This is a genomic window from Streptomyces sp. NPDC000941 (assembly GCF_053599555.1).
This window is the reverse complement of sequence record NZ_JBSFMM010000002.1, coordinates 140677-166450: the sequence shown is the minus strand read 5'-3', so window position 1 is coordinate 166450 and position 25774 is coordinate 140677. Positions and strand designations below refer to the sequence as shown.

Below are 25774 nucleotides of genomic sequence, written 5' to 3'. Positions count from 1 at the left end.
CAATTTTAGATCGATCTAAGAGATCGATCCAAGAGCGCGGCTCGGACCCATGTCCAGTCGTCCGCCCAGGACAAGGTGGCCTCCGACGCCCACTCCTTGATGGTCGTGGGCACCGCCTCCTTGCTGGTCAGCCGGAGCTGGACGGTCTTGTCGCCGTAGGCCACCCACTGGGAGGGGTTCCGGTGGTCCGCGCCGGAGTCCGAGCGGTCGTACTCGACGGTGCCGGCGGGCACCGACACGATCGCGTCGAACTGCTTCTCGCGGTGGGCGGTCCAGGTGCCGGGGCGCGGCGACGGGCTGCCGCTCGCGCTCGGCCCGGTGGTCTCCTCCGCCACCGACTTCGCTCCGTCGTCGCCCGCGGTGGCCCCCGCCCAGACGGCGCCCCCGGCGGCCATCACGCCGACCAGGGCGAAGGCGAGCAGCTGTCCGGTGGTGTATCGGCGCTTGGCGGCGTGCGGGGGCTTGGCGGCGGGGCCGATGGTGTGGACGTGAGCGGATGCGTCCGCGGCGGGCGGCGCGCCGGCCCCGCCCGTCGGCTCCGCCTTCCCCGTGCTCTCCCCGAACTCCGCCAGCTGCCAGCCGTGCTGGGTCGCCACCAGCGGTTCGGGGCCGTCCGGTGAGGGCCGCCCCTCGGCCACCGCCCGCAGCGTGGCCGCGGCGGACGACGCGTCGGGCCGCCGGTCCGGCTCCTTGGCGAGGAGCCGGAGGATCAGGGGCCCGAGCGGCCCCGCCTGCTCGAGCCGGGGCGGTTCGGCGGCCAGGATCGCGGCGAGCGTGGACTCGAGCGTGTCCCGTCGGAAGGGGTTCCCGCCCTCGACGGCCGCGTGCAGCACCACCCCCAGGGACCACAGGTCCGCGGCCGCGTCGGCGCCGCGGCCCGACATCCGCTCCGGGGCGATGAACTCGATCGATCCGACGAACTCCCCGCTGGCGGTGAGGGATTCCTCACCCCGGATGTGCGCGATGCCGAAGTCGGTGAGCACGACGCGGCCGTTCTGTCCGAGCAGGACGTTCGCGGGTTTCACATCGCGGTGGATGACACCGACGGAGTGCGCGGCCGCCAGGGCCTCCACGACGGCGAGTCCGATCCGCGCGGACTCGGCGGGCGGCAGAGCCCCGCGCCGCAGCACCTTGTCCAGGGCCTCGCCGCGGACCAACTCCATGACGATCCAGGGCAACCCGTCCTCGACGACCACGTCGTGGATCGCGACCGCGGCGGGATGCTCGACGCGCGCGGCGGCGCGGGCCTCGCGGTAGAGGCGTTCGGCGGCCTGATGGAAGGCGGAATCCTCGGGGTCGCCGGAGATCTTCGGCTGCTTGACGGCGACCTCACGGTCGACGAGCTCATCATGCGCCCGCCATACGGTGCCCATACCGCCGGAGCCGATACGCTCGGCGATCCGGTAACGGCCGCCTATCAGCCACCCCTCGATTCCCGCGCGTCCCGCGCGTCCACCACTGTCGCTGCCTTAGCTCATATCCCATCAGTACCGTGTGGGTTCTTGCCCTGTCGACGCGGGGGCCGACTTTCCCGGCCCGCGGTCAGCGCGCCAGCCGCCCCAGCAGCGAGGCGGCCGCCGCGATACCGGCCGCCGCGGCCAGCACCAGGACGAGGTAGTCGAGTGCGAGATGGTGCGGTGTGCCGAGCAGCAGTCCGCGCAACGCGTCGACTTGGTAGCTCAGCGGATTGGCGGTGCTGACGGCCTGGAGCCAGCCGGGCATGAGCGCCACCGGATACAGCGCGTTGGAGCCGAAGAACAGCGGCATGGTGATGGCCTGCCCGATGCCCATCAGCCGGTCGCGGGTCAGCACGATCCCCGCGATGGTCATCGACAGACAGGAGAAGAAGGCCGAGCCCAGGATCACCGCGACGGCCACCCCGAGCAGCCGCAGCGGATTCCAGGTCAGCGCCACCCCGAGCAGCGCCGCGATGACGATCACCACGACCGCCTGGATCAGCGCCTTCACCCCCGCGGCGAAGGCCTTGCCGGTGATCAGGGCGGCGCGCGGGGTCGGGGTGACCAGCAGTTTGGTGAGGATCCCGGCGTCCCGCTCCCAGATGATCTGGACCCCGTAGAAGATGGCGATGAACATCGCGGACTGGGCGATGATGCCGGGCGCGAGATAGTCGATATACGGTGTGCCGCCGGTCGGTATGGCCTTGAGCCGAGTGAAGGTCTCACCGAAGATCAGCAGCCACAGGGCGGGCTGGACAGCCCGGGTGTACAGCTCGGTGCGGTCGTGCCGCAGCTTCTGCAGCTCGACCACGCACATCGCGCCGACCCGCGCGGGCAGTATCCGCCAGCCGGTGCGGGGGCGCGGCGGCGTCAGCAGCGGATCGGGCCGGCCGTCCGGCGCGAGCCCGACGGTCTCAGCCGACCCGGGACGCGGTGCGACGGGTGCTTCGGACATCGCGGAAGTCTCCTCCCTGCTCATCGGGTCCCTGTTCATCGAGACCGCGGCCGGCGACGTCCCGGAAGACGTCCTCCAGGGTCGGCGCGGGATCGGCCTCCCCCTCCGCCCGGCGGCGGTCGGCCAGCTCCGAGCGCAGCTCCTCCGGCGTTCCGAGGGCGTGGATCCGGCCGCGGTGCATCAGCGCGACCCGGTCGCAGTACTGGTCGGCCTCGTCCATGTAGTGCGTGGTGACCAGCACGGTCATCCCGGTGGCCGTCCGTACCGCGTTGATGTGCTCCCATACGCTGGTGCGGGCGATCGGGTCGAGGCCGATCGTCGGCTCGTCCAGCATCAGCAGCCGGGGCGCGCTGACCAGTGCCTGGGCCAGTTCGAGGCGGCGGACCATGCCGCCGGAGTACGTCTTGCCGAGCCGGTCGGCCGCCGCGGTGAGATCGACCGCCTGCAGCGCCCGCGCCACACGGGCGGCCCGCTCCCGGCGGGTGACGTCGAAGACGCGGGCGAACAGCTCCACATTCTCCCGGCCGGTGAGCCCCGCATCGGCGGACAGCTGCTGCGGTACGTAGCCCAGCAGTCTGCGGACCGCCATCCGCTCCTTCGCCGCGTCGTGCCCGAACACCCGCACCATGCCCGCGGGGACCGGCAGCAGGGTGGTGATGCAGCGGATCGCGGTGGTCTTGCCCGCTCCGTTGGGGCCGAGCAGCCCGAAGACCTCGCCCGGCCGGACCGACAGCTCCAGGCCGTCGACCGCCTTGGTCTCCCCGAACGCGTACCGCAGCCCCTCGCAGACGAGCGCGGGCTGAGCGGTGGTTTCCCGGACGTCGGTCATATCCCGTCCACCTCCTCATGAAGGTTCTCGGCCAGTTTGCGCAGCGCCGGAACGGCGGCGGCCAGCGCCACCCGGTCGCTCTCGGACAGCCGCGCCACCTGCTCGCGGACCAGCGCGCCACGCCGTACCTGCCACTCCCGCAGCCGGGCCTCGGCGGCGGGGGTGGCCGTCAGCAGCGCGGAGCGCCGGTCCTCGGGGTCGGTCTCGCGGTGCAGATAGCCGGCCTTCACCAGCTGGTTGACCAGGGTGGAGACCGAGTTGCCCGCGAGGTAGAGCTCCTTGGCCGCGGCCGACACCCGGATCCGGGGACTGGCCATGACCAGCCGCAACAGGTCCACCTGGGCGCCGCGCAGCCGCGGCTCCGTCATTCCGGCCCGCAGCCGCCGCCGGATCAGCCGCTGGACTCCGGCCAGCACATCGGCGAACGAGTCGGGGAACTCCTCTGTGGCCATGCCTCCACATTACCTCTCAATGAGAGGTAACTGGCGAGCGGCGTTTCGTGTCCATGTCGGCTCCTTGACAAGGGATATGGCCGACTTCAAACTGGCGTTGCGTGTGGCGCAATTGGTTTCACTATACGCATCGAGGTGGTCGTGATGATTCCCGTGTGCCGTCTCGCCGATCTGCCGCGAGGCGAGGCCTTCCGGTTCGAGAACACCCCTCCCATAGCGGTGTTCCATACCGATGACGGTGAGGTCTATGCCATCGACGACACCTGCACCCACCAGGACGCCTCGCTGTCCGACGGCTGGCTGGAGGGGTGCGAGGTCGAATGCCCGCTGCACGCCTCGAAGTTCGATCTGCGCACGGGCCGGGTGGACGCCCCGCCGGCCAAGCTCCCCGTGCGCGCCCACCAGGTCGTTGTCGAGGGCGGCATGATCTACGTGCGGCTGTCCCAGCACGCGCCCAACCTCCCGCCCTGCGTCGCCCACCGCCTGGCCGGCGAGGGGGTGACATGAGGACGGTGGCCATCGTCGGTGCGTCGCTCGCCGGACTGTCGGCCGCCCGCGCACTGCGCAGCCAGGGCTACGACGGACGCCTCGTCATCCTCGGCGAGGAGGCCCATCGCCCCTACGACAGGCCGCCGCTGTCGAAGGAGTTCCTGGCCGGAGACATACCGGAGGCCGCCCTCGCGCTCGAGACAGACGACGAAGCCCTCGACGCCCACTGGATGCTCGGCGCACGCGCCGTCGGCCTTGACCGGTCCGACCGCGCGATACGGCTGTCGGACGGCGGCACGGTCCACGCCGACGGGGTGGTGGTGGCCACCGGAGCGGCGGCCCGCACCCTGCCGTCGGGACACGGCCTCGCCGGTGTCCATGTGCTGCGCACCCTCGACGACGCCCGTGCGCTGCGCGAAGACCTGTCGCGCGGTGGCACCCTCGTGGTGGTCGGCGGTGGTTTCATCGGCGCCGAGGTCGCCTCGACGGCCCGTGCGCTGGGCCTTGAGGTCACCGTGGTCTCGGCCACACCGACCCCGCTCGCCGGTCCGCTCGGACCCGGGATGAGCGGGCTCGTCTCCACCCTCCACGCCGAACACGGCGTCCGGTTGCTGTGCCGCACGGGCGTACGGGAGCTCAGTGGCCGGGACCGGGTGGAGGCGGTGCTGCTCGATGACGGCCGCCGCCTCGCGGCCGACACCGTCGTCGTCGGAGTGGGCGCCCGCCCCTGTGTCGAATGGCTCGACAGCTCGGGCGTGGCGCTGGCGGACGGGGTGCGGTGTGACGCGGGCGGTGGCACGAACGTTCCGGGGATCGTCGCGGTCGGCGACTGCGCGGCCTGGTACGACCCCACGGCAGGGGCATACCGCCGGGTCGAGCACTGGACCGGGGCACTGGAGCGCGCGGCGGCCGCCGTGACCACCCTGCTCTCCGGCGGCACCGCCGCCCCCGAGCCCGTCCGCCCCCCGTACTTCTGGTCCGACCAGTACGGTGTCCGCCTCCAGTTCGCCGGATACGCCGCCGAGGCGGACCGGGTGACGATCGAGGAGGGCGCGGCCGACGACCGAAGCTTCCTGGCCGTTTCCTGGCGCGCGCACCGCCCGGTCGCGGTGCTCGGCGTGAACCGGGCCAAGCCGTTCATGCGCTGGCGCCGCCGGCTGGCCACGGAGGCGGCGCAGTGGGCCGGATCCTTCTGAGGCACAGGCCTCCCCACGTGTCAGCCCCTTCCAGGACGTAACCCTCAAGGAGCACCGTGACCACCACCGGCCTGCCCCCCAGCTTGATCCGCACGTTGCCGGGGGAGCACTACACCGATCCCGCGATCTTCGCGCTCGAGCAGGAGCGCGTCTTCGAGGCCATGTGGTTCTGTGTGGCCCGCTCCGCCGAGCTGGCCAAGCCGGGTCGGTTCCGTACGTACCAGGTCGGGCGGGAGAGCGTGTTGATCTCCCGTTCGAGGGACGGCTCGATCAAGGGGTTCTTGAACATCTGCCGCCACCGGGGCGCCAAGCTGTGCCTGGAGGAGTCCGGTGAGGTCAAGCGGGCCTTCCAGTGTCCGTACCACGCCTGGACCTACGGCCTGGACGGAAAGCTCGTCGCGGCCCCGAACCTGACGTCGATGCCGGATCTCGACCGGGTGGAGTACGGCCTGGTCAATGTGCATATCCGGGAATGGCTGGGCTATGTGTGGGTGTCCCTGGCCGACACTCCCCCGTCGTTCGAAGAGGACGTGATCGGCACGGTGATCGAGCGTCTGGGCGATGTGGCGGCGATCGACAACTACGACATCGAGAACCTCGAGGTGGGCCGGCGGAACACCTATGACGTCAAGGCCAACTGGAAGCTCATCATCGAGAACTTCATGGAGTGCTACCACTGCGCCACCATCCACCCGGAGCTGACGGAGGTGCTGCCGGAGTTCGCCGACGGGTACGCGGCCCAGTACTACGTCGGTCACGGCGCGGAGTTCGGCGAGGATGTCCAGGGGTTCACCGTCGACGGCGGTGCGGGGCTCGACCGGATCCCCGGCGTCGGAGAGGACCAGGACCGGCGCTACTACGCGATCACTGTCAGACCGCAGGTCTTCATCAATCTGGTGCCGGACCATGTGATCTTCCACCGGATGTATCCGATGTCGCCCGACCGCACGGTCGTGGAGTGCGACTGGCTCTATCTGCCGCATGTGGTGGAGAGCGGTCAGGACGTGGACCGTTCGGTCGAGCTGTTCCACCGGGTCAACCAGCAGGACTTCGACGCCTGCGAGCGCACCCAGCCCGCGATGAGCTCACGGGCCTACGCCAAGGGCGGCGTGCTGGTGCCCAGCGAACACCACATCGGCGAATTCCACACCTGGCTGCAGAACAAGCTGGGTGCCTGACACAAGCCACCCGGTGGGCGAACTCGCCGACCGCGGGCCGGCCGGCAAGGGCGCCCCACCGGGGCGGGACGCGGGACGCTCAGCCCAGGTAGCCCAGCCGGTGGCTGATCTCCTCCGCACCCCCGACGAGTGCCGGCGCGACCTCGCGCATCCGCTCCTCCGTGAAGCGGTACGCCGGCCCCGACGCGCTGATCGCGGCGACGACCTCGCCGTCCCGCGACCGGATCGGGGCCGCCATGGCGTGCAGCCCGACCTCGAGCTCTTCGAACGTCACCGCGTATCCGCGCTCCCGCGCCTCGGCGAGGTTCTTCTCCAGCTTCGTCTTGGCGGTGATGGTGTGCGGGGTCAGCTTCTTCATGCCGAACTCCCCCAGCAGGTGGGCGCGGTTCTTCGCGGGCAGGTGCGCCAGCAGGATCTTGCCGCTGGAGGTGGCGTGCGGCGGGGTGAGCTGCCCGACCCAGTTGTGTGCGCCGACCGCACCGGGGCCGCGCACCTGGTAGAGGTTGACCGCGTAGTGCTCCTGGAGCACACCGATGTTGACGGTCTCGCCGATCTCCCCGGCGAGCCGTTCGCAGACGGGGCGGCTCTGCTGGGTGACATCGATACGGCCGGTGACCGCGCCGGCCAGGCGCACGATGCCAAAGCCCAGGCGGTATTTGCCGCGCTCGGTGGCCTGCTCCACCAGACCGCGTGACTCCAGCGCGCCGAGCAGGCGGAACGCGGTCGACTTGTGCACGTCAATCTCGGCTGCGACTTCACTGACACCCGCCTCGCCACGCTGGGCCAGGATCTCCAAGACGCTCACGGCGCGGTCGACGGACTGCACCCCCGTTGTTGCGGGGCCTGCTGTTTCGTTAGCTGCCGCGTGGTTGCTCATAGCGCAACTATATGCGCTGTGCTGCGCGCCCCCCTTGACAGCAACCAGGGGGCCCTGCACGGTGAGTTGCATAATGCGATGCACGTTGCATAAACAGCAACCGGAGGTTATGCGATGGCGGGACCGCGCGTGGTCATCATCGGAGCCGGCGTCGTAGGGGCCGCCCTGGCCGACGAACTCTCCGCCCGGGGCTGGACGGACATCACGATCGTGGACCAGGGCCCGCTGCCCGCCACCGGCGGATCCACGTCCCACGCCCCGGGCCTGGTGTTCCAGACCAATCCCTCGAAGACCATGACCGAACTGGCCCGCTACACCGTGGAGAAGTTCTGCTCCCTCGAGGTTGCCGGGCATCCCTGCTTCCTCCAGGTCGGCGGCCTCGAAATCGCCACCACCCCCGAGCGTCTGGCGGAGTTGCACCGCCGACACGGCTGGGTGACCTCCTGGGGCGTCGAGGCCCGGCTGATCGGTTCGGACGAGTGCGTCGAGCTGCATCCGCTGGTCGCCCGCGAGCGTGTGCTCGGTGGGCTGCTCATCCCCACGGACGGCCTGGCCAAGGCCGTCCTCGCGGTCGAGGCGCAGTTGAAGGCCGCCCGGGAGCGTGGCGTGCGGACCCTCGGCCGCCATGAAGTCCTCGACATCCGCGAGGAGGACGGCCGCGTCAGCGCCGTGGTCACCGACCATGGCGAGATCCCCGCGGACATCGTCGTCTGCTGCGCCGGTATCTGGGGCCCCAAAGTCGCCCGTATGGTCGGGATGAACCTTCCGCTGACACCACTGGCCCACCAACTCGCCTGGACCGGCCCCGTTCCCGCCCTCGCCGGACAAGCGGCGGAAGCCGTCCGCCCGATCCTCCGCCACCAGGACGCCGACCTCTACTACCGCGACCGCTTCGACCGGCTCGGCATCGGCTACTACGGCCACCGCCCGATGCCGGTGTCGCCCGACGACATCGCCTCCGTCGACTCCGCCGACTCCGCCGAGCGGATGCCGTCTGTGCTCCGCTTCACCAAGGACGACTTCGCCGACGCCTGGAGCGAGACCCAGGCCCTCCTGCCCGCCACCAAGGACGCCAAGATCGAGGAGGGCATCAACGGCCTCTTCTCCTTCACCACCGACGGGCTTCCGCTGCTCGGTGAGTCGCCCGACGTCAAGGGCTTCTGGGTCGCCGAGGCCGTATGGGTCACCCACTCCGCCGGCGTCGGCCGCGCGGTGGCCGAATGGTTGGTCGACGGCCACTGTTCGTCCTTCGACCTGCACGAATGCGATGTCAACCGCTTCGAGGCGCATCAGCTCGCCCCCGAGTACGTACTCGCGCGCGACTGCCAGAACTTCGTCGAGGTCTACGACATCCTGCACCCCCTACAGCCCGCCGGCGCGCCCCGGCCCCTGCGCACCAGCCCGTTCCACCCCCGCCAGCAAGAACTCGGCGGCTACTTCCTGGAGGCCTCCGGCTGGGAGCGGCCCCAGTGGTACGCCACGAACGAGGCCCTGCTGAAGGGGCGGGACATCCCCACGCCGAACGACTGGGCCGCCCGCTACTGGTCGCCCGTCGTCGGCGCCGAGGCCCAGGCCACCCGCGAATCCGTCGCCCTGTACGACATGACGGCGCTCAAGCGGCTCGAGGTCACCGGCCGCGGGGCCGCCGGTTTCCTCCAGCGGATGACCACCGCCAACGTCGACAAGTCCGTCGGCTCGGTCACGTACACCCTGATGCTCGACCACGACGGCGGCATCCGCAGCGACATCACCGTCGCCCGGCTGGGCCGCGACCACTTCCAGGTCGGCGCCAACGGCAACCTGGACCTGGACTGGCTCACCCGCCACCTGCCCGAGGACGGATCCGTCGCCGTCCGCGACATCACCGGCGGCACCTGCTGCATCGGCCTATGGGGCCCGAAGGCCCGCGAGGTGCTTCAGCCGCTGGCCGACAGGGACTTCTCCAACGCGGGGCTGCGCTACTTCCGCGCCCGGAAGGCCCATATCGGCTCCGTCCCCGTCACCGCGATGCGGCTGTCCTACGTCGGGGAACTCGGCTGGGAGCTCTACACCACCGCCGATATGGGCCTGAAGCTCTGGGACACCCTGTGGGAGGCGGCCCGGCCGCACGGCGGGATCGCGGCCGGGCGGGGCGCGTTCAACAGCCTCCGCCTGGAGAAGGGCTACCGCTCCTTCGGCACCGATATGACCTACGAGCACGATCCCTACGAGGCCGGCGTCGGCTTCGCCGTCAAGATGGACAAGGGCGACTTCATCGGCCGCGCCGCGCTGGAGCGGCGGGCGGCCGACGTCCGGCGCCGGCTGGCCTGCCTCACCATCGACGACCCGCGCGCAGTGGTCATGGGCAAGGAGCCCGTCTACGACGGGGACCGCCCGGTCGGCTATGTCACCAGCGCCGCGTACGGCTACACGATCGGCAAGGGGATCGCGTACGCGTGGCTGCCCGCCGACCTGGCCACCACGGGACGTTCCCTGACCGTCGGCTACTTCGACCAGCGCGTCCCCGCGGCCGTCGCCGAGGAGCCCCTGTTCGACCCGGGCATGCGGCGCCTGCGCGGCTGAGAAGGAGACGGGCCCGTGACCCTCCTCGACGGCGACCATCCTCGACGGCCATGTGTCCGGGCGCGAAATCACTCGGGCGGAGCAGTGTTTGCCCCGCCCGTGTTGCGCCGTCACTCCGGCGACTGTTGGGTGACAGGGAGGAGACTCGCCGATGGACATACCCGAGGGAATCTCACACAGCCGTCGCCACTTCCTTGGTGCCGCTGCCGCGACCGCTGTGGCGGCCCAATTCGCCATGACCGGCGATACGCTTGCGCGGTCCGGGATCGACACCTCTTTTGGCCCGGTGAAGCAGATCAAGGCCGGGGACCTGAATGTGGGGTACGTCGAAGCCGGACCCGCGAGCGGACCGCCGGTCGTACTGCTGCACGGCTGGCCCTATGACATTCACAGCTATGTCGAGGTCACGCCCCTGCTCGCGGCCAAGGGATACCGGGTGGTCGTCCCCTATCTGCGCGGCCATGGCACCACGCGTTTCCTTTCCGGCAAAACGCCCAGGGACGCCCAGCAATCGGCATTCGCTCTCGACATCATCGCCCTGATGGACGCCCTCGAGATCGATCGGGCCATCCTCGCCGGCTACGACTGGGGGTCGCGGACGGCCGACATCATCGCGGCGCTCTGGCCGGAGCGCTGCAAGGCGCTGATCTCCGTCACCGGCTATCTGATCGTCAATGTCGAAGCCAACAAGTTCCCGACGCCGCCCAAGAGCGAATGGGCATGGTGGTACCAGTATTATTTCGCCACGGAAAGAGGCGTGCGGGGTCTCAGGAAGTACCGCCACGATTTGGCGAAGCTGGTGTGGAAATTCAACTCCCCGACCTGGAAATTCAGTGACGCGACCTTCGACCGCACCGCAGCGGCATTCGACAACCCCGATTACGTGAGCATCGTGATCGACAATTACCGCTGGCGGCTCGGTCTGGCCAAGGGCGAGCCCCGGTATGCCGCCATCGAAAAACGTCTCGCCGCGGCCCCGGTGATCAAGGTGCCGACGATCACCATTGACGGAGCGTACGATCCCTTCACGCCCCCGGGACACGGATCGGCCTATCGCAAGAAGTTCGTGGGTAAATACGCGCACCGGACCCTCAAGGTGGGACACAACGTTCCCCAGGAGGCTCCGCGAGCGTTCGCGGCGGCGGTCGTCGAGGTCGACGGATTCTGAGTCGCCGGCCGGTCGGCTGGTGGTTAGCCTGAAAGTCCTGCTGTGGTTGCCCGCACAGGCGTCGGACGTGGGACGGGATACGCACAGAGGAGAATCCCATGACCGAGACCCGCCGGCGGACCCCGGCCACCCCCGCCGCTCTGGCCGATCCGCCACGTAACCACGGCGTCGCCTTCACTCAGGAGGAGCGGGACGCCCTCGGCCTCACCGGACGGCTGCCGTCCGGGGTCCTCACCCTCGACCAGCAGGCTCAGCGCGCCTATCAGCAGATGAATGCGCAGGGCGACGACCTGGCCAAGAATGTTTATCTGGAGCAGTTGCACGACCGCAACGAGACCCTGTACTTCAAGGTTCTCTCCGATCATCTGGCAGAACTGCTGCCCATCGTCTACGACCCCACCGTGGGCGAGGCGATCGAGAAGTACTCCAACGAATACCGCCGCCCTCGGGGCATCTTCTTGTCCATTGATCGACCGGAGGACATGGAGCGGGCCTTCGCCACGCTTGAGCTCGGGCCCGAGGACGTCGATCTGATCGTGTGCTCCGACGCGGAGCAGATCCTGGGCATCGGCGACTGGGGCGTCGGAGGTATCCAGATCGCGGTCGGTAAGCTGGCGGTGTACACGGCGGCTGCCGGTGTGGATCCGCGCCGAGTCGTGCCCGTATCGCTGGACGTGGGTACGGACCGGAAGTCACTGCTGGACGACCCGCTGTATCTGGGCAACCGGCACCCCCGCGTCCGCGGCGCCGACTACGACGCGTTCATGGAGAAATACCTGGAGACCGCGTCGTCCTTGTTCCCCCACGCCTTGCTGCACTTCGAGGACTTCGGCCCCAGCAACGCGCGACGGATCCTGGAGCAGTACGGCCGGCGCTACCGGATCTTCAACGACGATATGCAGGGGACGGGCGCGATCACGCTCGCCGCCGCGCTGTCGGCCGTCAAGGTGAGCGGTGTGCGGATGCGGGACCAGAGGCTGGTCGTCTTCGGGGCCGGCACCGCGGGGGTGGGCATCGCCGATCAGCTGCGCGACGCGATGGTCCGCGACGGCGCGGATCGGGGGCAGGCCACCGCACAGGTGTGGCTGATCGACAAGCAGGGGCTGCTCACCCGGGGCATGGCCGATCTACGTGACTTCCAGCAGCCCTACGCACGCGATCCCGCCGAGGTCGCGGACTGGGCGAGGGACGGCGGCGCGATCTCGCTGCTGGAAACCGTGCGCCGGGTCAAACCCACCATCCTGCTGGGCACTTCCACCGTGCACGGAGCGTTCACCCGCGAGGTCGTCCAGGCCATGTCCGAGGGCACGGAGCGGCCGATCGTCTTCCCGCTGTCCAATCCCACCTCACGGATCGAGGCCATGCCCGCCGATGTCATCGCCTGGTCCAGGGGAAAGGCGCTGGTCGCCACCGGTATCCCCGTCGCGCCCGTGGAGTACGGCGGTGTGACCTACCGGATCGGGCAGGCGAACAACGCCCTGCTGTACCCGGGTCTTGGCCTGGGCACGATCGTCTCCGGAGCCTCCCAGGTGACCGCGGGCATGCTGCTCGCGGCGGCCCAGGCGGTCGCGGACCAGGTCGATACGAGCGGGCCGGGCGCCTCTCTGCTGCCGCCCGTCGAAAACCTCCGCGAGTCCTCGGCGATCACCGCGACCGCCGTGGTCAAGGCCGCGCTCGACGGGGGAGTGGCCACCTGCAAGCCGGCCGATGTCGCGGACGCCGTCCGGGAGGCCATGTGGCAGCCCGCGTACACCGCCGGAGCGACGTGATGACCGCGCGCCGCTCCGGCGTCGGTCAGACTGAGAAAGCCGAGAAGGCCGAGAAGGCCAGGGACGGCGGGGCCCCGAAGATCCTCGATGTCCCCGTCGGCCTGGCCGCGACCGGCACCCGGCGGGAGACCGACTCGATGGGCGCCATCGACGTGCCCGCCGATCGCTACTGGGGAGCGCAGACCCAACGGTCCTTGATCCACTTCTCCATCGGCGACGACCGGATGCCGACGGCGGTCTACCGCGCGTACGGCCACGTCAAGAAGGCCGCCGCCATCGTCAACGGGCGCACCGGACGCCTCCCGGCCTGGCAGAGCGAGCTGATCCAGCGGGTGGCCGACGAGGTCATCGGGGGCAAGCTGGACGAGCACTTCCCGCTGTATGTGTGGCAGACGGGCTCCGGGACCCAGTCGAATATGAACACCAACGAGGTGATCTCCAACCGCGCCATTCAGCTGGTCGGCGGGGAGCTGGGCAGCAAGTCCCCCATCCACCCCAATGACCACGTCAACATGGGGCAGTCCTCCAACGACACTTTCCCCACCGCCATGCACATCGCCGCGGTCAAGGAGGTCCACGAACATCTGCTGCCCAGTGTGCGGGCGCTGCACCACGCCATCGAGGCCAAGGCACGGCAGTGGCAGGACGTGGTGAAGATCGGCCGCACCCATCTGGAGGACGCGGTCCCGCTCACCGTGGGACAGGAGTGGTCCGGCTACGCCTATCAGCTCAAGCAGGCGATCGAGAGGGTCGCCGGATCCGCCGAGGGACTGTACGAGCTGGCCATGGGCGGCACGGCGGTCGGCACCGGGCTCAACGCCCCGCCCGGATTCGGCGAGCAGGTGGCCACCGAGATCGCCTCCGCGACCGGTTTCCCGTTCACCACCGCCGCGAACAAGTTCGCGGCTCAGGGCGGTCTGGACGCCATGGTCGGCGCCTCCGCCGGGCTGAGCGCGCTGGCCGTGCCGTTGATGAAGATCGCCAACGATATCCGCTGGCTGGCCTCAGGACCCCGGTGCGGCCTGGCCGAACTGCACCTCCCGGCGAATGAGCCCGGCTCCTCGATCATGCCGGGCAAGGTCAATCCGACCCAGTGCGAGGCGATGGTCATGGTCTGCATCCAGGCGCTGTCCGAGGACACCGCCATCGCCTTCGCCGGCTCACAGGGCAACTTCGAACTCAACGCCATGCGTCCGGTCATCATCAACAACTTTCTGCACTCCGCCACCATCCTGGCCGACGCCTGCACCAAGATGCGGGAGTACTGCATCGAGGACGTCGAGCTCAACCGGGACCAGATCGACAGCTATGTCAACCGGTCGCTCATGCTGGTCACCGCGCTCTCCCCGGTGATCGGCTACGACAGGGCCTCGGCGATCGCCCACAAGGCCGACGACGAGGGCACCACGTTGCGCGAGGCCGCACTGGCGTCCGGCTATATCAGCGCGGAGGACTTCGACCACATCGTCAGGCCCACCGCCATGGTCGGCCAGGAGAAATCCCGGTCGGCGTAGCAGAATGGGTACGAGGTGGCATCGCGGTCCATCGCGGTGGCCCCCGGGCGACTCGCCGTTCCCATCGATGAGTTGGGAGGTTCGTCGTGAGCACATCCATCCGCGTATGGCCACGGCTGGTCTACGAGGAACTGGCTCCCATGGTTGCCTTCGTGAACCGATTGGTGCAGGTCGCGGGCAAATACACCCTCGACGAGCCCTTCGAGATCGGCTGGGGAAACATCGTCCTCGATGTCACACCCCGTGGGCTCAGGACACCAACGCTCCGGCAGCGAGATGTGACCTTCACCGTGCATTACCGTCTGCTCGACGGCGACGTGGTCATCGAGACGGACTCGGGCACACGGACCGTGCCGTTGTTCGACGAATCGCTGGCCGCGTTCTACGCGTCGTTCTGCCACGCGGTGGGCGACCTCGGCATTCGCCGCCCGGGCTCCTCGTTGATCTGCGAGATTCCCGGTGCCCCGGCGACCTTCGGAGACGATCGCGTCGAACGCCACTGGGATGACCGCACCGCTGGGCTGATCTGGAGCGCGCTGAACCTCGCCGCCGGCGGTCTCGAGGCGTGGCAGGCGCCCTTCCAAGGCCACCGCCCCCGGGTCGGTGTGATGTGGGGCGGTTTCGACCTCTCCGCCACGCGCCACCGCGCGCGGCCCACCGCGCCACCGGCCCAAGGCCCGGCGTTTCAGCAGAACGCCCAGATCGAGGAGTACATGGCGGTGGGATTCGCGTTCGGCACCCCCGATGCGCCGGATGCGGGCATGTACGCCTATATCTGGCCCCAGCCGGACGGCCTCGAGGGCCGGTCCTGGGGGGTCGACGGCGCGGCCTGGAATCCCGACGCCGGTCTGGTTCTGCTGCCGTGGGCCACGCTCAGGGACACACCCAACCCGCATCGGTCCATCGTCGCGTTCGGTGACGCCGTCTACGACGCCGCCGTGGAGACGGCGGGCTGGCCGTCGGACCTCGTCGGGCCCCGCTACGACGGTTGGTACATGAGCAGGACACCGCCTTCCCTGGCCGAGGCCCAGCACCACTGACGTCCGCCGCTTTCGGGCCGGTCCGTACCCTACGAGGTCTTCTCGGCCGGGGCGTGTGCGGTACCGCACATCGCCTGCCGGTACAGCGTCGGCAGCGCGTCGTCGATGGGGTGGTGCTGCGGCTTCCCCGAGGAATCCGGCTTGTTCCACCTCATGAGGTTGATCGCGACGGACATCTGACGCTTGCCGTCGGCCCGTGTCAGGGACATCGTTCCGGCTCCCCACACCGTGCCGGTGTTGCCCCAGAAGGTGGCGCCGTCCGGGGTGCTGACCTTGTGCAGACCGAAGCCGTAGTCGATCGTCGTTCCGTCCAGGGCGCGGACCGGGACCGTGCGCTGCATCTGTGCCAGCGACGGCTGGTCGACGATCTCGCCGTCGAGCAGCTTGCCGAAGAAACGGTTGAGATCCTCCATGGTCGATATCAAGGAGGCCGTCAGCCAGACCCAGGACATGTTGTAGACGCTGTAGTCGCGCGGCGGGTCGATCAGGCCGTACAGGGCCTCGTATATCCGTGGGTGCGGTCCCTCGATATGCGTGCCGGTCGGAAACTCGGTGTGCCGGAGACCGGCGCGCTCGATGACATTCTCGGTCACGTACTTCTCGGCCGGGGTACCGGTCACCTGCTCCAGGAGTTTGCCCAGGAGCACGTAATTGGTATTGGAGTACACCCCTTTAGGGCCTCCGGGCTCGCCGACGGGCGGCGCCGCGAGCCCCATCTCGATCAGCTCGGCCGGGTCGAACTGCCGGAACCGGTTGTCGTCCACCTTCTCGGGCGAGATGTCCGACAGAGAGGGGACACCGCGGAGGGACGAAAACGCGGAGGGGATGTAGTCACAGATGCCGCTGGTGTGGTTGAGCAGCATCCGCACCGTGATCGCGCTGCCGCGCTCTCCCGGCACCAGCCGCGGCAGATAGCCGCCGATCGGCGCGTCGAGTTCGATCCGGCCCCGCTCGACCTGCTGCATGATGGCGGCGGCGGTGAAGGTCTTGGTGATGCTGCCGACGCGATGGCGCATCTCGGGACCGACGGGACGGCCGGTTTCGGCATCGGCGACCCCGGAGGCGCCGCGCCATATCCGGCCGCCGTCGCGCACCTCGGCGAACACCCCCGGCATCCCCGCCCGGTGGACACCGTCCACGGCGGACTGAAGCTCCGCGAAATCGAGATCGGTCGACGAGCCCGCGCCGCCGGCCGCCACGTCGTATGCCTCGTTGGGTTCGGTTATCAAGACATCCGTCCTTTCATGATCCATAAATGCATCGGGGACTCTCCCCATGTCAGGCCCCGTTCAGCGCGCGGCGCAGGGCGGCGCCGAGTTCGGCGTTCTGCCGCTGGGAGACCGCGGCGGACAGAATCGCCTGCGATCCGTGGAAGGTGCCGGGCCACTGGTGCAGTTCGACCGACACGCCCGCCTGCAGCAGGCGCAGCGCGTACGCGATGTCCTCGTCGCGGTTGGGACACAGCTCCGCGGTGGCGATATAGGCCGGTGGCAGACCGGACAGATCGGCGGCCCGCGCGGGGGCGGCGTACGGTGTCGCGGCCTGGTCGCCCAGGTACTGCCGCAACGCTGCGGTGGCCTTGTCGCGATTGAACCAGGGCGTGTCGGTGAAGTTCCGTGCCGACCACGTCTCCTGGCGGTCGTCGAGCCCCGGCTGGTTGAGCAGTTGGAAGCAAATCGCCGGCCCCCGCTCGTCACGCGCCCGCAGCGCCAGCGCGGCCGCGATCCCGCCGCCGGCGCTGTGCCCTCCGACCGCGATCCGCGACGGGTCGACGCCGAGTTGGCCCGCGTGCTCGGCCGTCCACTTCAGCACGGCGTAGGCGTCGTCCAGGGCGGCCGGGAAGCGATGTTCGGGGGCCAGCCGGTAGGCCACCGAGATCACCACCGCGCCGGAGCCGGAGGCGATCCGGGCGGCCCACGGGTGTTCGGTGTCCAGGTTCCCCATGACGAATCCGCCGCCGTGCAGCCAGACGACGGCGCCCTGCGCCTGGTGCGGCCGGTAGATCCGCACCGCCACGTCCGGATCGGCGGACACCGTACGGTCCTCGACCTCCATGTCCGCGGTGTCCGGTACCGGCACCGCGGCGGCCAACCCGGCGAAGCTCGTGCGCGCGGTGGACGGGTCGGTCAGATCGGTCCGGGGGAACAACGGAAGGAATGCTTCGAGTTCGGGATCCATGACGACCATCCTCACGGCCGTCCCGCGAGGGGTCATCCGCCATCCGTCGCGCATCCCGCCCCGATCACGCACCGACCGGCGCCCCTGTCCGTCTCCCCGTCCTTCTATCCTTCTGCCATGGAGGCACTGGCCGTACGGCTGTCGGGACTCGATCCGTACGTCGATGGCGCGATCCGCATCGTTACGTTCTATGACACCCTGATGCGCCGACGGGTGGATCTCCCGGCGCTCGCCCGCGCCTCGGCGGGCCTGGCCGAATGCGTCGCCGGGATACGGCTCCACGGCACGGGCCGGACCATCCGCGTATCGCCCCATGGCACGGAGGCGTCGACTCCGCCGTCGCCCGCGTCCACCACGGCGCCGATCACCCTCGACGACGAGGAGATCGGCACGGTGTGGCTGGAACGGCCCGGCCCGGCGGGCCCGCTCGACGAAGTCCTCCTCGACCGGCTCGCCATCGCCGCCGCGGCGGCCGTCGAGCGGTACGGCCCGGCCCGCACCACCATGGCCGACCCCGCCCTCGTCGAACTGGCGATCAGCGCAGGCAGCGACGAGGCGGCCAGAGCGCGGGCGCTGCGGCTCCTGGGGTTCGCCCCCGGTCTGCCGGTTTACGTCGTCGCCGTACGCTCGCGGCTCCCGCTCGACCGGATCGGCGGCCTGATCTGCCCGGCCCGCCCGGTCAAGGCGGCGCCGCTCGCCGACGTGGGTGTCATCCTGGCCGCCACCGTGGACCCGGCCCGGTTTCCGGCGGACGTACGCGCGGGCATCGGCGCCGCCGGAGGCCCCGACCGTTCCTGGCGGCAGGCCCGCACCGCCCTCCGCTTCACCACCGCGCGCGAACCCGTCGTCCGCCACGCCGATCTGGGCGCGCTGGCGCTTCTGGCCGAGATACCCCGGGACGCCTCACTCGACAACGCCGACGTGGCAGCCATCGGCCGTATCGCCGGCAACGCGGACGACATGGAGGTGCTGGACGCCTACTGCGCCACCGGCTCCCTGCGCCGGGCCGCCGACCTGCTCCATCTGCACCACAGCAGCGTCGCCCGCCGGGTCGAACAGATCGCCAGGAACTTGGACATCGAGCTCACCGGGCCCACCGGGCTGACCCGGGCCAGGCTCGCCCTCACCCTATGGCGGCTGCACAACGACTGAGCCACCCACGATGTGGTTGCCCGGCCGGGAGCGTGTTCATGGTCTGGACTTGAGGTCGGGAGCCATGCTCTTATGCCAACTACTCCTGATGACAACGTTGTACAGACTGAAGCACCGAGCCGCCACCCTTCCTCAGCCAAGGAGGATCCGTGCGCATCAGATCGTTCAGTCCGTTCAGTCCGCTCCGTCCGCCAAGACCGTTAAGGCGGTCCAGACCGCTGAGAAACCGAATCGCCCTGCTCATCGCGGTAATGCTGGGTGTCGCGGGACTGACCGCCGCACCCGTCGCGACGGCGGCGGACGATCCCCCCGAGGTCCATGGCCTCAAGGGCGAGTACTACACCCAGTCCGCCCCCGGCGCCTTCGACTTCCACGAACTTAAGGCCACCGGCTTCGATCCGCGGCTCGACTTCGACTCCCTGGAGTCCCGGCTGCGTTCCGCCACCGGCCGGTCGGACGACGTCAGCGTCCGCTGGACCGGCCGGATCGTACCGGAGAAGACGGGGCCCACCACCTTCTCGATCAGCGGGGACAACGGCTTCCGCCTCTGGGTCGGCGGCAATCTCGTCATCGACCACTGGGTCGACGACTGGGACCGGGAACAGACCAGCGAGCCCGTGGAGTTGACCGCGGGCACGGCGTACGACATCAAGGTCGAGTACTTCGAGCACTACGGAGGCTCCAACCTCCATGTGCGCTGGACACCGCCCGGCGGCACGAAGACGGCCATCCCGCAGTCCGCCTTGGCGCTGCCCGAGGGCTACGACTACAACGGCGCCATCGCCACCACGGTCCTGGAGGACGGCCGGACGCTGAGGCTCGACTTCGCCCAGAAGCTCCAGACGCCCCCGGCCGAACTCGCCGACCACCTGACCGCCGTGATCGGCGGTGCCACCTGGCCGCTCGGCGAGGCCCGGCTGAATGAAGCCGACCCCACGTCGCTGCTGGTCGCACTCAAAGAGCCCGTCGTCGGCAACAAGACCGGCACCGCACGCGGCACCGCCGATGTCCGTTACGACGGAACGGGCGGTCTGACCGGCATGGATGGCAACGTTGTCAGATCCTTCTGGAGCAGCGGCGCCAACCTCTCCACATACGAACTGCGCACCCGGTGGGCCGACGACGTCACCCCGGGCAACGCCCACCGCGAGTACCCCAGACCGCAGCTGACTCGTGGCGACTGGCAGAACCTCAACGGCACCTGGCAGTTCGCCGCGGCCAAGGCGGGCGAGCAGCCGCCGGTGGGCAGGAACCTCGCCGAGAAGATCCTCGTCCCGTACCCCGTCGAGTCCCAGCTGTCGGGCCTCGAACGGCATGAGGACCGCATGTGGTACCGGCGCACCTTCACCGTCCCTGCCGACTGGCACATCGGCTCCGGCAAGCGTCTGCGGCTGAACTTCGGCGCGGTCGACTGGCGGACGGAGGTCTATGTCAACGGCACCAAGGTCGCCGATCACCAGGGCGGCTACGACAAGTTCGGCGCCGACATCACCGACGCCCTCAAACCGGGCCGTACCCAGGAGCTGATCGTCGGCGTCTACGACCCGACCGACGCCACGAGCGGTGAGAACCCGCCCCTCGGCAAACAGCGCCTCGACCCCAGTGGCATCTGGTACACGCCCTCCTCCGGCATCTGGCAGACGGTGTGGCTGGAGCCGGTGGCGGCCGACCACGTCGATTCGCTCAAGCTCACCCCGGATGTGAGCGCGGGCACCCTGACGGTCGAGCCGCGGGGCGTACGGGACGGCCTTCCGGTCACGGCGACGGCGTACGAGGGCAAACGGCCCGTGGCCACCGCCACCGGGCGCAGCGGCACCCCGCTCACCCTGAAGATCCGCGACGCGCGCCTGTGGTCGCCGGACGATCCGTTCCTGTACGACCTCAAGGTGAGCGTCGGCTCCGACCGCGTCGGCAGCTACTTCGGTATGCGCTCCATCGCGGTCGAGAAGGTGAACGGCACCCCGCGCACCGTTCTCAACGGCAAGCCGGTGTTCATGATGGCCACCCTCGACCAGGGCTTCTGGCCGGACGGTCTGCACACCGCGCCGAGTGACGCGGCCCTGGCCTACGACCTGCGGATGCACAAGGCGATGGGCTTCAACGCGGTCCGTAAGCACATCAAGGTCGAACCGGACCGCTGGTTCTACTGGGCGGACCGGCTGGGCCTGCTCGTCTGGCAGGACATGCCCGCGATGACCGCGGGGGTGAACCCGGACGCGGCATCCCGCGCCGAGTACGAGCGCGAGATGAAGCAGATGATCGACGAGCACATCAGCAGCCCGTCGATCGTCATGTGGGTCACCTTCAACGAGGGCTGGGGCCAGTACGACATGGCGCGCATCGCCGACCAGGCCAAGGCTTGGGACCCGACCCGGCTGATCAACAGCATGTCGGGCCTCAACCTCGGTGCGGACGGCGGCACCGGCGACATCATGGACGAACACGGCTATCCGAGCCCCGCGCTGCCACCCCACCCGGACGGCGAACGCGCCCTGGTCAGCGGCGAGTACGGCGGCCTCGGCCTGGCCGTGCCCGGACACGCCTGGTCGGTCCAGCAGTCCTATGTCGACGTCGACCCGGCCACCTACACCGACGACTACCTCACCAAACTGGCCGAGGTGCACGCCCTGGCCTGCCGGGGCGGCAACGGCGCGGTGTACACGCAGATCACGGATGTCGAGGGCGAGCTCAACGGGCTGCTCACCTATGACCGCAAGGTCACCAAGCCCGATGTACGGCGGCTCAAGGCGGCCCACGAGGCGTTGATCGACGACGTGTCGCGGGCGGCCCCCGCCAACTGCGCCTGATCCGAAGCCGCCCGGCGGACGTCTCCCGTCCCGCCGGGCGGCCTCGTCCGTGTCCTCGCGCGGCCCGTCCCTGCAACGTGTTCCCCGGTCGGCCCACCGGGAACACTCCGACCACCACGCCGCCCCGAGGAGGTTCCGCCACATGACCACCACTCCCGCAGCGCCGGACCAACAGCCCGGGGCCGAGGACGAGTTGGTCCGTAGGGTGCTCGCATCGTTCCGGAACACGCCGGATCCCCGCCTCAAAGAGGTGATGCGGGCCCTGGTGCTCCATCTGCACGCCTTCATCCGCGAGGTCCGCCCGACCGAGGCCGAATGGCAGCAGGCCATCGACTTCCTCACCGCGGCCGGACACATCACCACCGACCGCCGCCAGGAGTTCGTGCTGCTGTCGGACGTTCTCGGCGCGTCCATGCAGACCATCAACGTCAACCATGAAGCCACCGCCGACGCCACCGAAGCCACGGTGGTCGGCCCCTTCTTCGTCGAGGGCTCCCCCGAGATCCCCCTGGGCGGCGACATGGCCGCCGGCGCCCCGGGAGAACCCTGCTGGGTCGAGGGCACCGTCACCGACACCGACGGCAACCCCGTCCCCGGCGCACGCCTGGAGGTGTGGGAAGCCGATAAGGACGGCCTCTACGACGTGCAGTACGACCACGGCCACCTCGCCGGCCGGGCCCACCTGTACACCGACGACAAGGGCGGTTACGCCTTCTGGGGGCTCACCCCCACGCCGTACCCCATCCCCCACGACGGACCCGTCGGAGCCCTGCTCGACAAGACCGCGCGCTCGCCGCTGCGCGCTGCCCATCTGCACATCATGGCCACCGCACCGGGCCTGCGCACCCTCGTCACCCACATCTTCGTCGAGGGCGACAGCCTGCTGGACTCCGACGCCGTGTTCGGCGTCAAGGAATCCCTCGTCAAGCGATTCGCACGGCAGCCGGCCGGCACACCGGCTCCCAACGGACGGGACCTTTCCGGGAAGAGCTGGTCCCGCGTGCGGTTCGACATCGTGTTGCCCCCGCAGAGCACATGACGGGCCGGCGGGCCCCTCCCCGGCCCGGCGCACCGCCTGGTCGCTCGACCCGCAGGGCGCTCCCGCTTTGCGATCCACTCCTCAGGGGTCAATCCTGGAGGAGAGGCATGCCGACCGAGCGTGTGGACCGAGCATAGGGGCCGCGTAGCCTGCGGCGACCGCGGCCCGAGCAGGGAGCGGGTTCCGGATGAGACTTGTCGTCGACCTCAATCGGTGCCAGGGATTCGCGCAGTGCGTGTTCCTCGCCCCGGATGTGTTCGCCCTGAACGGCGAAGAGGCACTGCTGTTCTCGCCGCAGTTCGATGAGGCACAGCGCGAGCTGGTGGAACGGGCCGCGGCGGCCTGTCCGGTCCAGGCCATCCTCGTCGACTACTCCGACGAGCCGACGAAGGGGGTGGAGCCCCGTGTCGGCTGAGAGCGAGGTCGAGGTCCTGCGGCGAGCGGGGCATATCGTCGTCGTCGGTGCCTCGCTGGCCGGTCTGCGCGCGGCGGAGACCCTGCGTGACATGGGGTTCACCGGGTCCCTGACCATGATCGGCGATGAGCCGTACGAGCCGTACGACCGGCCACCGCTGTCCAAGCAGGTGCTGCTGGGGCGGGCGCATGCCGAGGACACCGCGCTGCCGCGGCGGCGCGATATCGACGCCGAGTGGCGGCTGGGCGTCGCTGCCGAAAGCCTGGACCGGGACGCCAAGCGGGTACGCCTGGCCAACGACGACACGATCGCCTACGACCGTCTGCTGATCACCACCGGGACCAGGGCCCGCCCCTGGTTCCACCCCGAACAGGAGGCGCTGGACGGGGTGTTCGTGCTGCGCACCCGCCACGACGCCGCCCGGCTGTACCGGAAGCTGGCCGCCGGCCCGTCCCGGGTGCTGGTGGTCGGCGCCGGTTTCACCGGGTCCGAGGTCGCCTCCGCCTGCCGGGAGCGGGGCCTGGAGGTCACCGTCGTAGAACGCGGCCCGACACCGCTGGTGGGCGCGCTCGGCGGAGTGGTCGGCGAGGTGGCGGCCCGGCTCCAGCGCGATCGCGGGGTGGACCTGCGCTGCGGCACCAGCGTGACCGCGCTGGAGGGCGACGAGGCCGGACGGCTCAGGCGCGGCCACCTGTCCGACGGTTCGGCCATCGATGTGGACGTGGCGGTGATCGCGCTCGGCGCCATACGGAACACCGAATGGCTCGCCGGCTCCGGGGTGGCCGCCGGTCCCCGGGGGATCGCCTGCGACGCCGGTTGCCGGGTGTTCGACGTCAACGGCATCGTCACCGATGACATCTACGCCGCCGGTGACGTCGCACGCAGCCCCCATCCGCTGTTCGACTACCAGTTCCTGGCACTGGAACACTGGGGCAACGCGGTCGAACAGGCCGGGATCGCGGCCCACAACATGATCTGTGCGGCTCCCGACCGCAGTCCGCATCTGTGGTTGCCGACGTTCTGGTCGGTCCAGTTCGGCATCAACATCAAGTCCGTGGGCGTCCCCACGATGGGCGACCAGTTGGTCGTCACCCAAGGGACACTCGCCGAGAAGGCGTTCGTCGCGGTGTACGGGTACCGCGGCCGTGTCATCGCCGCGGCCTTTTTCGACCGGGCGAAATGGCTGGGGTTCTACCGGGAGCGGATCGAGCGCGGCGCGCCGTTCCCGCCCGACTATCCCGTGGTCGACCGCAGGACCGAGGCGCTGCAGCCGGTCGATCCCGCCCTGCCCGACCCCCACCTCCCCACCCACCAGCCCACCGTCACGCTGACGGGTCACTCACCGAGCGAGCGGCGTATCGAGTTCGTCCCGTCCCGGGCCTGACCGCGCCTGACCACCGGCCCCGGACCGCCCGAAGCCTCTAGGAGACACCATGACGACGCTCGGCAGCATGTCCGCACGCATCAACGACTACGCCAACCGGGCCGATCCGTACCCGCTCTTCGCGGAACTGCGCAAGCAGCCGGTCATCCGGGAAGACGACGGCACCTACCTGGTCAGCACCTACTACGAGGTGAGGAGCCTGGCCAACGACCCACGGCTCAGCAACGACACACGCAACCGCGCGCCCGGCTGCCCCCGCAGCGGGGAATCGGCGGAGGACACGGGCCTGCCGCCGAGCTTCATCTTCACCGACCCGCCCGAACACGACCGGCTGCGCGATGCGGCGAACCGCCCGTTCGGCCCCCCGCACAGCCCCCGGTTCCTCCACGATCTGCAAGCGGACCTGGGCAAGGTCGTCACCGAACTGCTCGACGCCTTCGAGGGAAAGGACCAGGTCGACATCGTCGAGGACTTCTCCTACCCGCTTCCGGTCACGGCCATCTGCAAGGTCCTCGGCGTGCCGCGTGAGGACGAGCCGCGCTTCCACGGCTGGGCCGACGCCCTGGCGGCCGGGATCGATCCGCACCGCGCCGAGGGCGCCGAAAGCGGCCAAAGCCCCCAAGAGAAGTCGGACACGGCACGCCAGGAGATGGGCGCCTACCTGGCCGATCTGATCGACGCCTCACGCCGCCGTCCCCGCCCCGGGATCCTCAGCGCCCTCGCCCCCCACACCGGCCCCGGCGGGGGCATGACACCCAAGGATCTGGTGGCCACGGCGGTGCTGCTCCTGGTCGCCGGCCATGAAACCACCGTCAACCTGATCACGAACACCACGCTCACCCTGCTGCGCCACCCCGATGTCCTCCGGCGGTTCCGACACGACCCGGACCTGGCCACCCCCCTCATCGAGGAGGTACTGCGCTACGAGCCCCCGGTCCAGTTCGTCCCGTGGACCACCGCCCTGGCCGATATCGACATCGCCGACACCACCATCCCCAAGGGCTCCCCGGTCTGGCTCATGCTGGCCGCGGCCAACCGCGACCCGAGACGCTTCGAGCACCCCGACCGGTTCATGCCCGACCGCAAGGACAACGAACACCTCGGCTTCTACACCGGCATCCACTACTGCTTCGGCGCCCCGCTCGCCCGTATAGAGGCGCAGCTCGCCCTGCCCGAACTGTTCCGTCGGGTCAAGAACTTCCGGCTGCTGGCGGACCCGCCACCGTACCGCGCCAACGCCGTGCTGCGCGGTCCCCGTCACCTTCCCGTGGCGATCGAGGGCGTCACCGCCTGAGCGCAGGACCGACTCCCCT

The 25774-nt window shown here is 69.7% G+C and carries 21 protein-coding genes; 14 read left to right on the top strand and 7 right to left on the bottom strand.

Annotated features, from left to right (window positions below):
• Positions 1-5 precede the first annotated feature (5 nt).
• The 4 genes from ACWDSL_RS01535 to ACWDSL_RS01520 form a co-directional block, all read right to left on the bottom strand.
• A complete protein-coding gene (locus ACWDSL_RS01535) occupies positions 6-1373 on the bottom strand; it encodes a serine/threonine-protein kinase (protein WP_450480544.1) in 1368 nt (455 codons plus the stop codon).
• 169 nt (positions 1374-1542) lie between these two features.
• Positions 1543-2412 carry an ABC transporter permease gene (locus ACWDSL_RS01530; protein ID WP_450480542.1) on the bottom strand — a complete coding sequence of 290 codons (870 nt, stop codon included), beginning with the start codon at positions 2410-2412 and terminating at the stop codon, positions 1543-1545.
• Positions 2372-3241, bottom strand: coding sequence for an ABC transporter ATP-binding protein (locus ACWDSL_RS01525; protein WP_450480540.1), 870 nt, complete (start codon positions 3239-3241; stop codon positions 2372-2374). Before ACWDSL_RS01525 ends, ACWDSL_RS01530 begins: the two co-directional genes overlap by 41 nt.
• Positions 3238-3693 carry a MarR family winged helix-turn-helix transcriptional regulator gene (locus ACWDSL_RS01520; RefSeq protein ID WP_450480538.1) on the bottom strand — a complete coding sequence of 152 codons (456 nt, stop codon included), beginning with the start codon at positions 3691-3693 and terminating at the stop codon, positions 3238-3240. The genes ACWDSL_RS01525 and ACWDSL_RS01520 overlap by 4 nt, the downstream gene beginning before the upstream one ends.
• A gap of 144 nt (positions 3694-3837) precedes the next feature.
• On the opposite strand from ACWDSL_RS01520, the gene ACWDSL_RS01515 reads away from it, so the two are divergent.
• The 3 genes from ACWDSL_RS01515 to ACWDSL_RS01505 are packed head-to-tail and all read left to right on the top strand — an operon-like array spanning position 3838 to position 6556.
• A complete protein-coding gene (locus tag ACWDSL_RS01515; RefSeq protein ID WP_450480536.1) occupies positions 3838-4200 on the top strand; it encodes a bifunctional 3-phenylpropionate/cinnamic acid dioxygenase ferredoxin subunit in 363 nt (120 codons plus the stop codon).
• Complete coding sequence (locus tag ACWDSL_RS01510; protein ID WP_450480534.1) at positions 4197-5378, top strand: NAD(P)/FAD-dependent oxidoreductase; 1182 nt, start codon at positions 4197-4199, stop codon at positions 5376-5378. Before ACWDSL_RS01515 ends, ACWDSL_RS01510 begins: the two co-directional genes overlap by 4 nt.
• A gap of 56 nt (positions 5379-5434) precedes the next feature.
• Positions 5435-6556, top strand: coding sequence for an aromatic ring-hydroxylating oxygenase subunit alpha (locus ACWDSL_RS01505; protein ID WP_450480532.1), 1122 nt, complete (start codon positions 5435-5437; stop codon positions 6554-6556).
• A gap of 79 nt (positions 6557-6635) precedes the next feature.
• On the opposite strand, the gene ACWDSL_RS01500 is transcribed toward ACWDSL_RS01505, so the two are convergent.
• A complete protein-coding gene (locus tag ACWDSL_RS01500; RefSeq protein ID WP_450480530.1) occupies positions 6636-7382 on the bottom strand; it encodes an IclR family transcriptional regulator in 747 nt (248 codons plus the stop codon).
• Between the two features lie 165 nt (positions 7383-7547).
• Here ACWDSL_RS01500 and ACWDSL_RS01495 point away from each other — a divergent pair, with 165 nt between their 5' ends.
• The 5 genes from ACWDSL_RS01495 to ACWDSL_RS01475 all read left to right on the top strand — a co-directional run bounded on the left by ACWDSL_RS01495 (position 7548) and on the right by ACWDSL_RS01475 (position 15486).
• A complete protein-coding gene (locus ACWDSL_RS01495; protein ID WP_450480528.1) occupies positions 7548-9995 on the top strand; it encodes a GcvT family protein in 2448 nt (815 codons plus the stop codon).
• 151 nt (positions 9996-10146) lie between these two features.
• On the top strand, positions 10147-11163 hold the full coding sequence (locus ACWDSL_RS01490) for an alpha/beta fold hydrolase (protein ID WP_450480526.1): 1017 nt from the start codon (positions 10147-10149) through the stop codon (positions 11161-11163).
• A gap of 98 nt (positions 11164-11261) precedes the next feature.
• Positions 11262-12932 (top strand): NAD-dependent malic enzyme, encoded by a 1671-nt coding sequence (locus tag ACWDSL_RS01485; protein ID WP_450480524.1) that lies wholly within the window; start codon positions 11262-11264, stop codon positions 12930-12932.
• Entirely contained in the window at positions 12932-14446 is a 1515-nt protein-coding gene (gene fumC, locus ACWDSL_RS01480) for a class II fumarate hydratase (protein ID WP_450480522.1), read from the top strand. The genes ACWDSL_RS01485 and fumC overlap by 1 nt, the downstream gene beginning before the upstream one ends.
• 86 nt (positions 14447-14532) lie before the next feature.
• Positions 14533-15486, top strand: a complete 954-nt coding sequence (locus ACWDSL_RS01475) for a DUF5996 family protein (protein ID WP_450480520.1) — start codon at positions 14533-14535, stop codon at positions 15484-15486.
• 29 nt (positions 15487-15515) lie between these two features.
• Here the strand turns inward: ACWDSL_RS01475 and ACWDSL_RS01470 are convergent, their stop codons facing one another.
• Both ACWDSL_RS01470 and ACWDSL_RS01465 read right to left on the bottom strand, forming a co-directional pair.
• The gene (locus ACWDSL_RS01470) at positions 15516-16712 is read right to left on the bottom strand and encodes a serine hydrolase domain-containing protein (RefSeq protein ID WP_450480572.1); all 1197 of its coding nucleotides are present in this window, start codon (positions 16710-16712) and stop codon (positions 15516-15518) included.
• Between the two features lie 52 nt (positions 16713-16764).
• Entirely contained in the window at positions 16765-17664 is a 900-nt protein-coding gene (locus tag ACWDSL_RS01465; protein ID WP_450480518.1) for an alpha/beta hydrolase, read from the bottom strand.
• A 117-nt stretch (positions 17665-17781) separates the two neighbouring features.
• Here ACWDSL_RS01465 and ACWDSL_RS01460 point away from each other — a divergent pair, with 117 nt between their 5' ends.
• From ACWDSL_RS01460 to ACWDSL_RS01435, 6 genes are all read left to right on the top strand, one after another.
• The gene (locus ACWDSL_RS01460; RefSeq protein ID WP_450480516.1) at positions 17782-18816 is read left to right on the top strand and encodes a helix-turn-helix domain-containing protein; all 1035 of its coding nucleotides are present in this window, start codon (positions 17782-17784) and stop codon (positions 18814-18816) included.
• 251 nt (positions 18817-19067) lie between these two features.
• Complete coding sequence (locus ACWDSL_RS01455; protein WP_450480514.1) at positions 19068-21623, top strand: PA14 domain-containing protein; 2556 nt, start codon at positions 19068-19070, stop codon at positions 21621-21623.
• A 142-nt stretch (positions 21624-21765) separates the two neighbouring features.
• Complete coding sequence (locus ACWDSL_RS01450; RefSeq protein WP_450480512.1) at positions 21766-22662, top strand: dioxygenase family protein; 897 nt, start codon at positions 21766-21768, stop codon at positions 22660-22662.
• Positions 22663-22849: 187 nt separating this feature from the next.
• Positions 22850-23077 (top strand): ferredoxin, encoded by a 228-nt coding sequence (locus tag ACWDSL_RS01445; protein ID WP_014172977.1) that lies wholly within the window; start codon positions 22850-22852, stop codon positions 23075-23077.
• On the top strand, positions 23067-24461 hold the full coding sequence (locus tag ACWDSL_RS01440) for an NAD(P)/FAD-dependent oxidoreductase (RefSeq protein WP_450480510.1): 1395 nt from the start codon (positions 23067-23069) through the stop codon (positions 24459-24461). The genes ACWDSL_RS01445 and ACWDSL_RS01440 overlap by 11 nt, the downstream gene beginning before the upstream one ends.
• 49 nt (positions 24462-24510) lie before the next feature.
• Positions 24511-25755, top strand: coding sequence for a cytochrome P450 (locus ACWDSL_RS01435; RefSeq protein ID WP_450480508.1), 1245 nt, complete (start codon positions 24511-24513; stop codon positions 25753-25755).
• Positions 25756-25774: the final 19 nt, after the last annotated feature.

Bases quoted from the DNA above. Each gene is read 5' to 3' on its own strand.
- ACWDSL_RS01525 (WP_450480540.1), bottom strand. From the start codon at position 3,241: ATGACCGACGTCCGGGAAACCACCGCTCAGCCCGCGCTCGTCTGCGAG.
- ACWDSL_RS01520 (WP_450480538.1), bottom strand. From the start codon at position 3,693: ATGGCCACAGAGGAGTTCCCCGACTCGTTCGCCGATGTGCTGGCCGGA.
- ACWDSL_RS01515 (WP_450480536.1), top strand. From the start codon at position 3,838: ATGATTCCCGTGTGCCGTCTCGCCGATCTGCCGCGAGGCGAGGCCTTC.
- ACWDSL_RS01495 (WP_450480528.1), top strand. From the start codon at position 7,548: ATGGCGGGACCGCGCGTGGTCATCATCGGAGCCGGCGTCGTAGGGGCC.
- ACWDSL_RS01490 (WP_450480526.1), top strand. From the start codon at position 10,147: ATGGACATACCCGAGGGAATCTCACACAGCCGTCGCCACTTCCTTGGT.
- ACWDSL_RS01465 (WP_450480518.1), bottom strand. From the start codon at position 17,664: ATGGATCCCGAACTCGAAGCATTCCTTCCGTTGTTCCCCCGGACCGAT.
- ACWDSL_RS01460 (WP_450480516.1), top strand. From the start codon at position 17,782: ATGGAGGCACTGGCCGTACGGCTGTCGGGACTCGATCCGTACGTCGAT.
- ACWDSL_RS01535 (WP_450480544.1), bottom strand. From the start codon at position 1,373: ATGGGCACCGTATGGCGGGCGCATGATGAGCTCGTCGACCGTGAGGTC.
- ACWDSL_RS01455 (WP_450480514.1), top strand. From the start codon at position 19,068: ATGCTGGGTGTCGCGGGACTGACCGCCGCACCCGTCGCGACGGCGGCG.
- ACWDSL_RS01450 (WP_450480512.1), top strand. From the start codon at position 21,766: ATGACCACCACTCCCGCAGCGCCGGACCAACAGCCCGGGGCCGAGGAC.
- ACWDSL_RS01510 (WP_450480534.1), top strand. From the start codon at position 4,197: ATGAGGACGGTGGCCATCGTCGGTGCGTCGCTCGCCGGACTGTCGGCC.
- ACWDSL_RS01485 (WP_450480524.1), top strand. From the start codon at position 11,262: ATGACCGAGACCCGCCGGCGGACCCCGGCCACCCCCGCCGCTCTGGCC.
- ACWDSL_RS01435 (WP_450480508.1), top strand. From the start codon at position 24,511: ATGACGACGCTCGGCAGCATGTCCGCACGCATCAACGACTACGCCAAC.
- fumC (WP_450480522.1), top strand. From the start codon at position 12,932: ATGACCGCGCGCCGCTCCGGCGTCGGTCAGACTGAGAAAGCCGAGAAG.
- ACWDSL_RS01530 (WP_450480542.1), bottom strand. From the start codon at position 2,412: ATGTCCGAAGCACCCGTCGCACCGCGTCCCGGGTCGGCTGAGACCGTC.
- ACWDSL_RS01445 (WP_014172977.1), top strand. From the start codon at position 22,850: ATGAGACTTGTCGTCGACCTCAATCGGTGCCAGGGATTCGCGCAGTGC.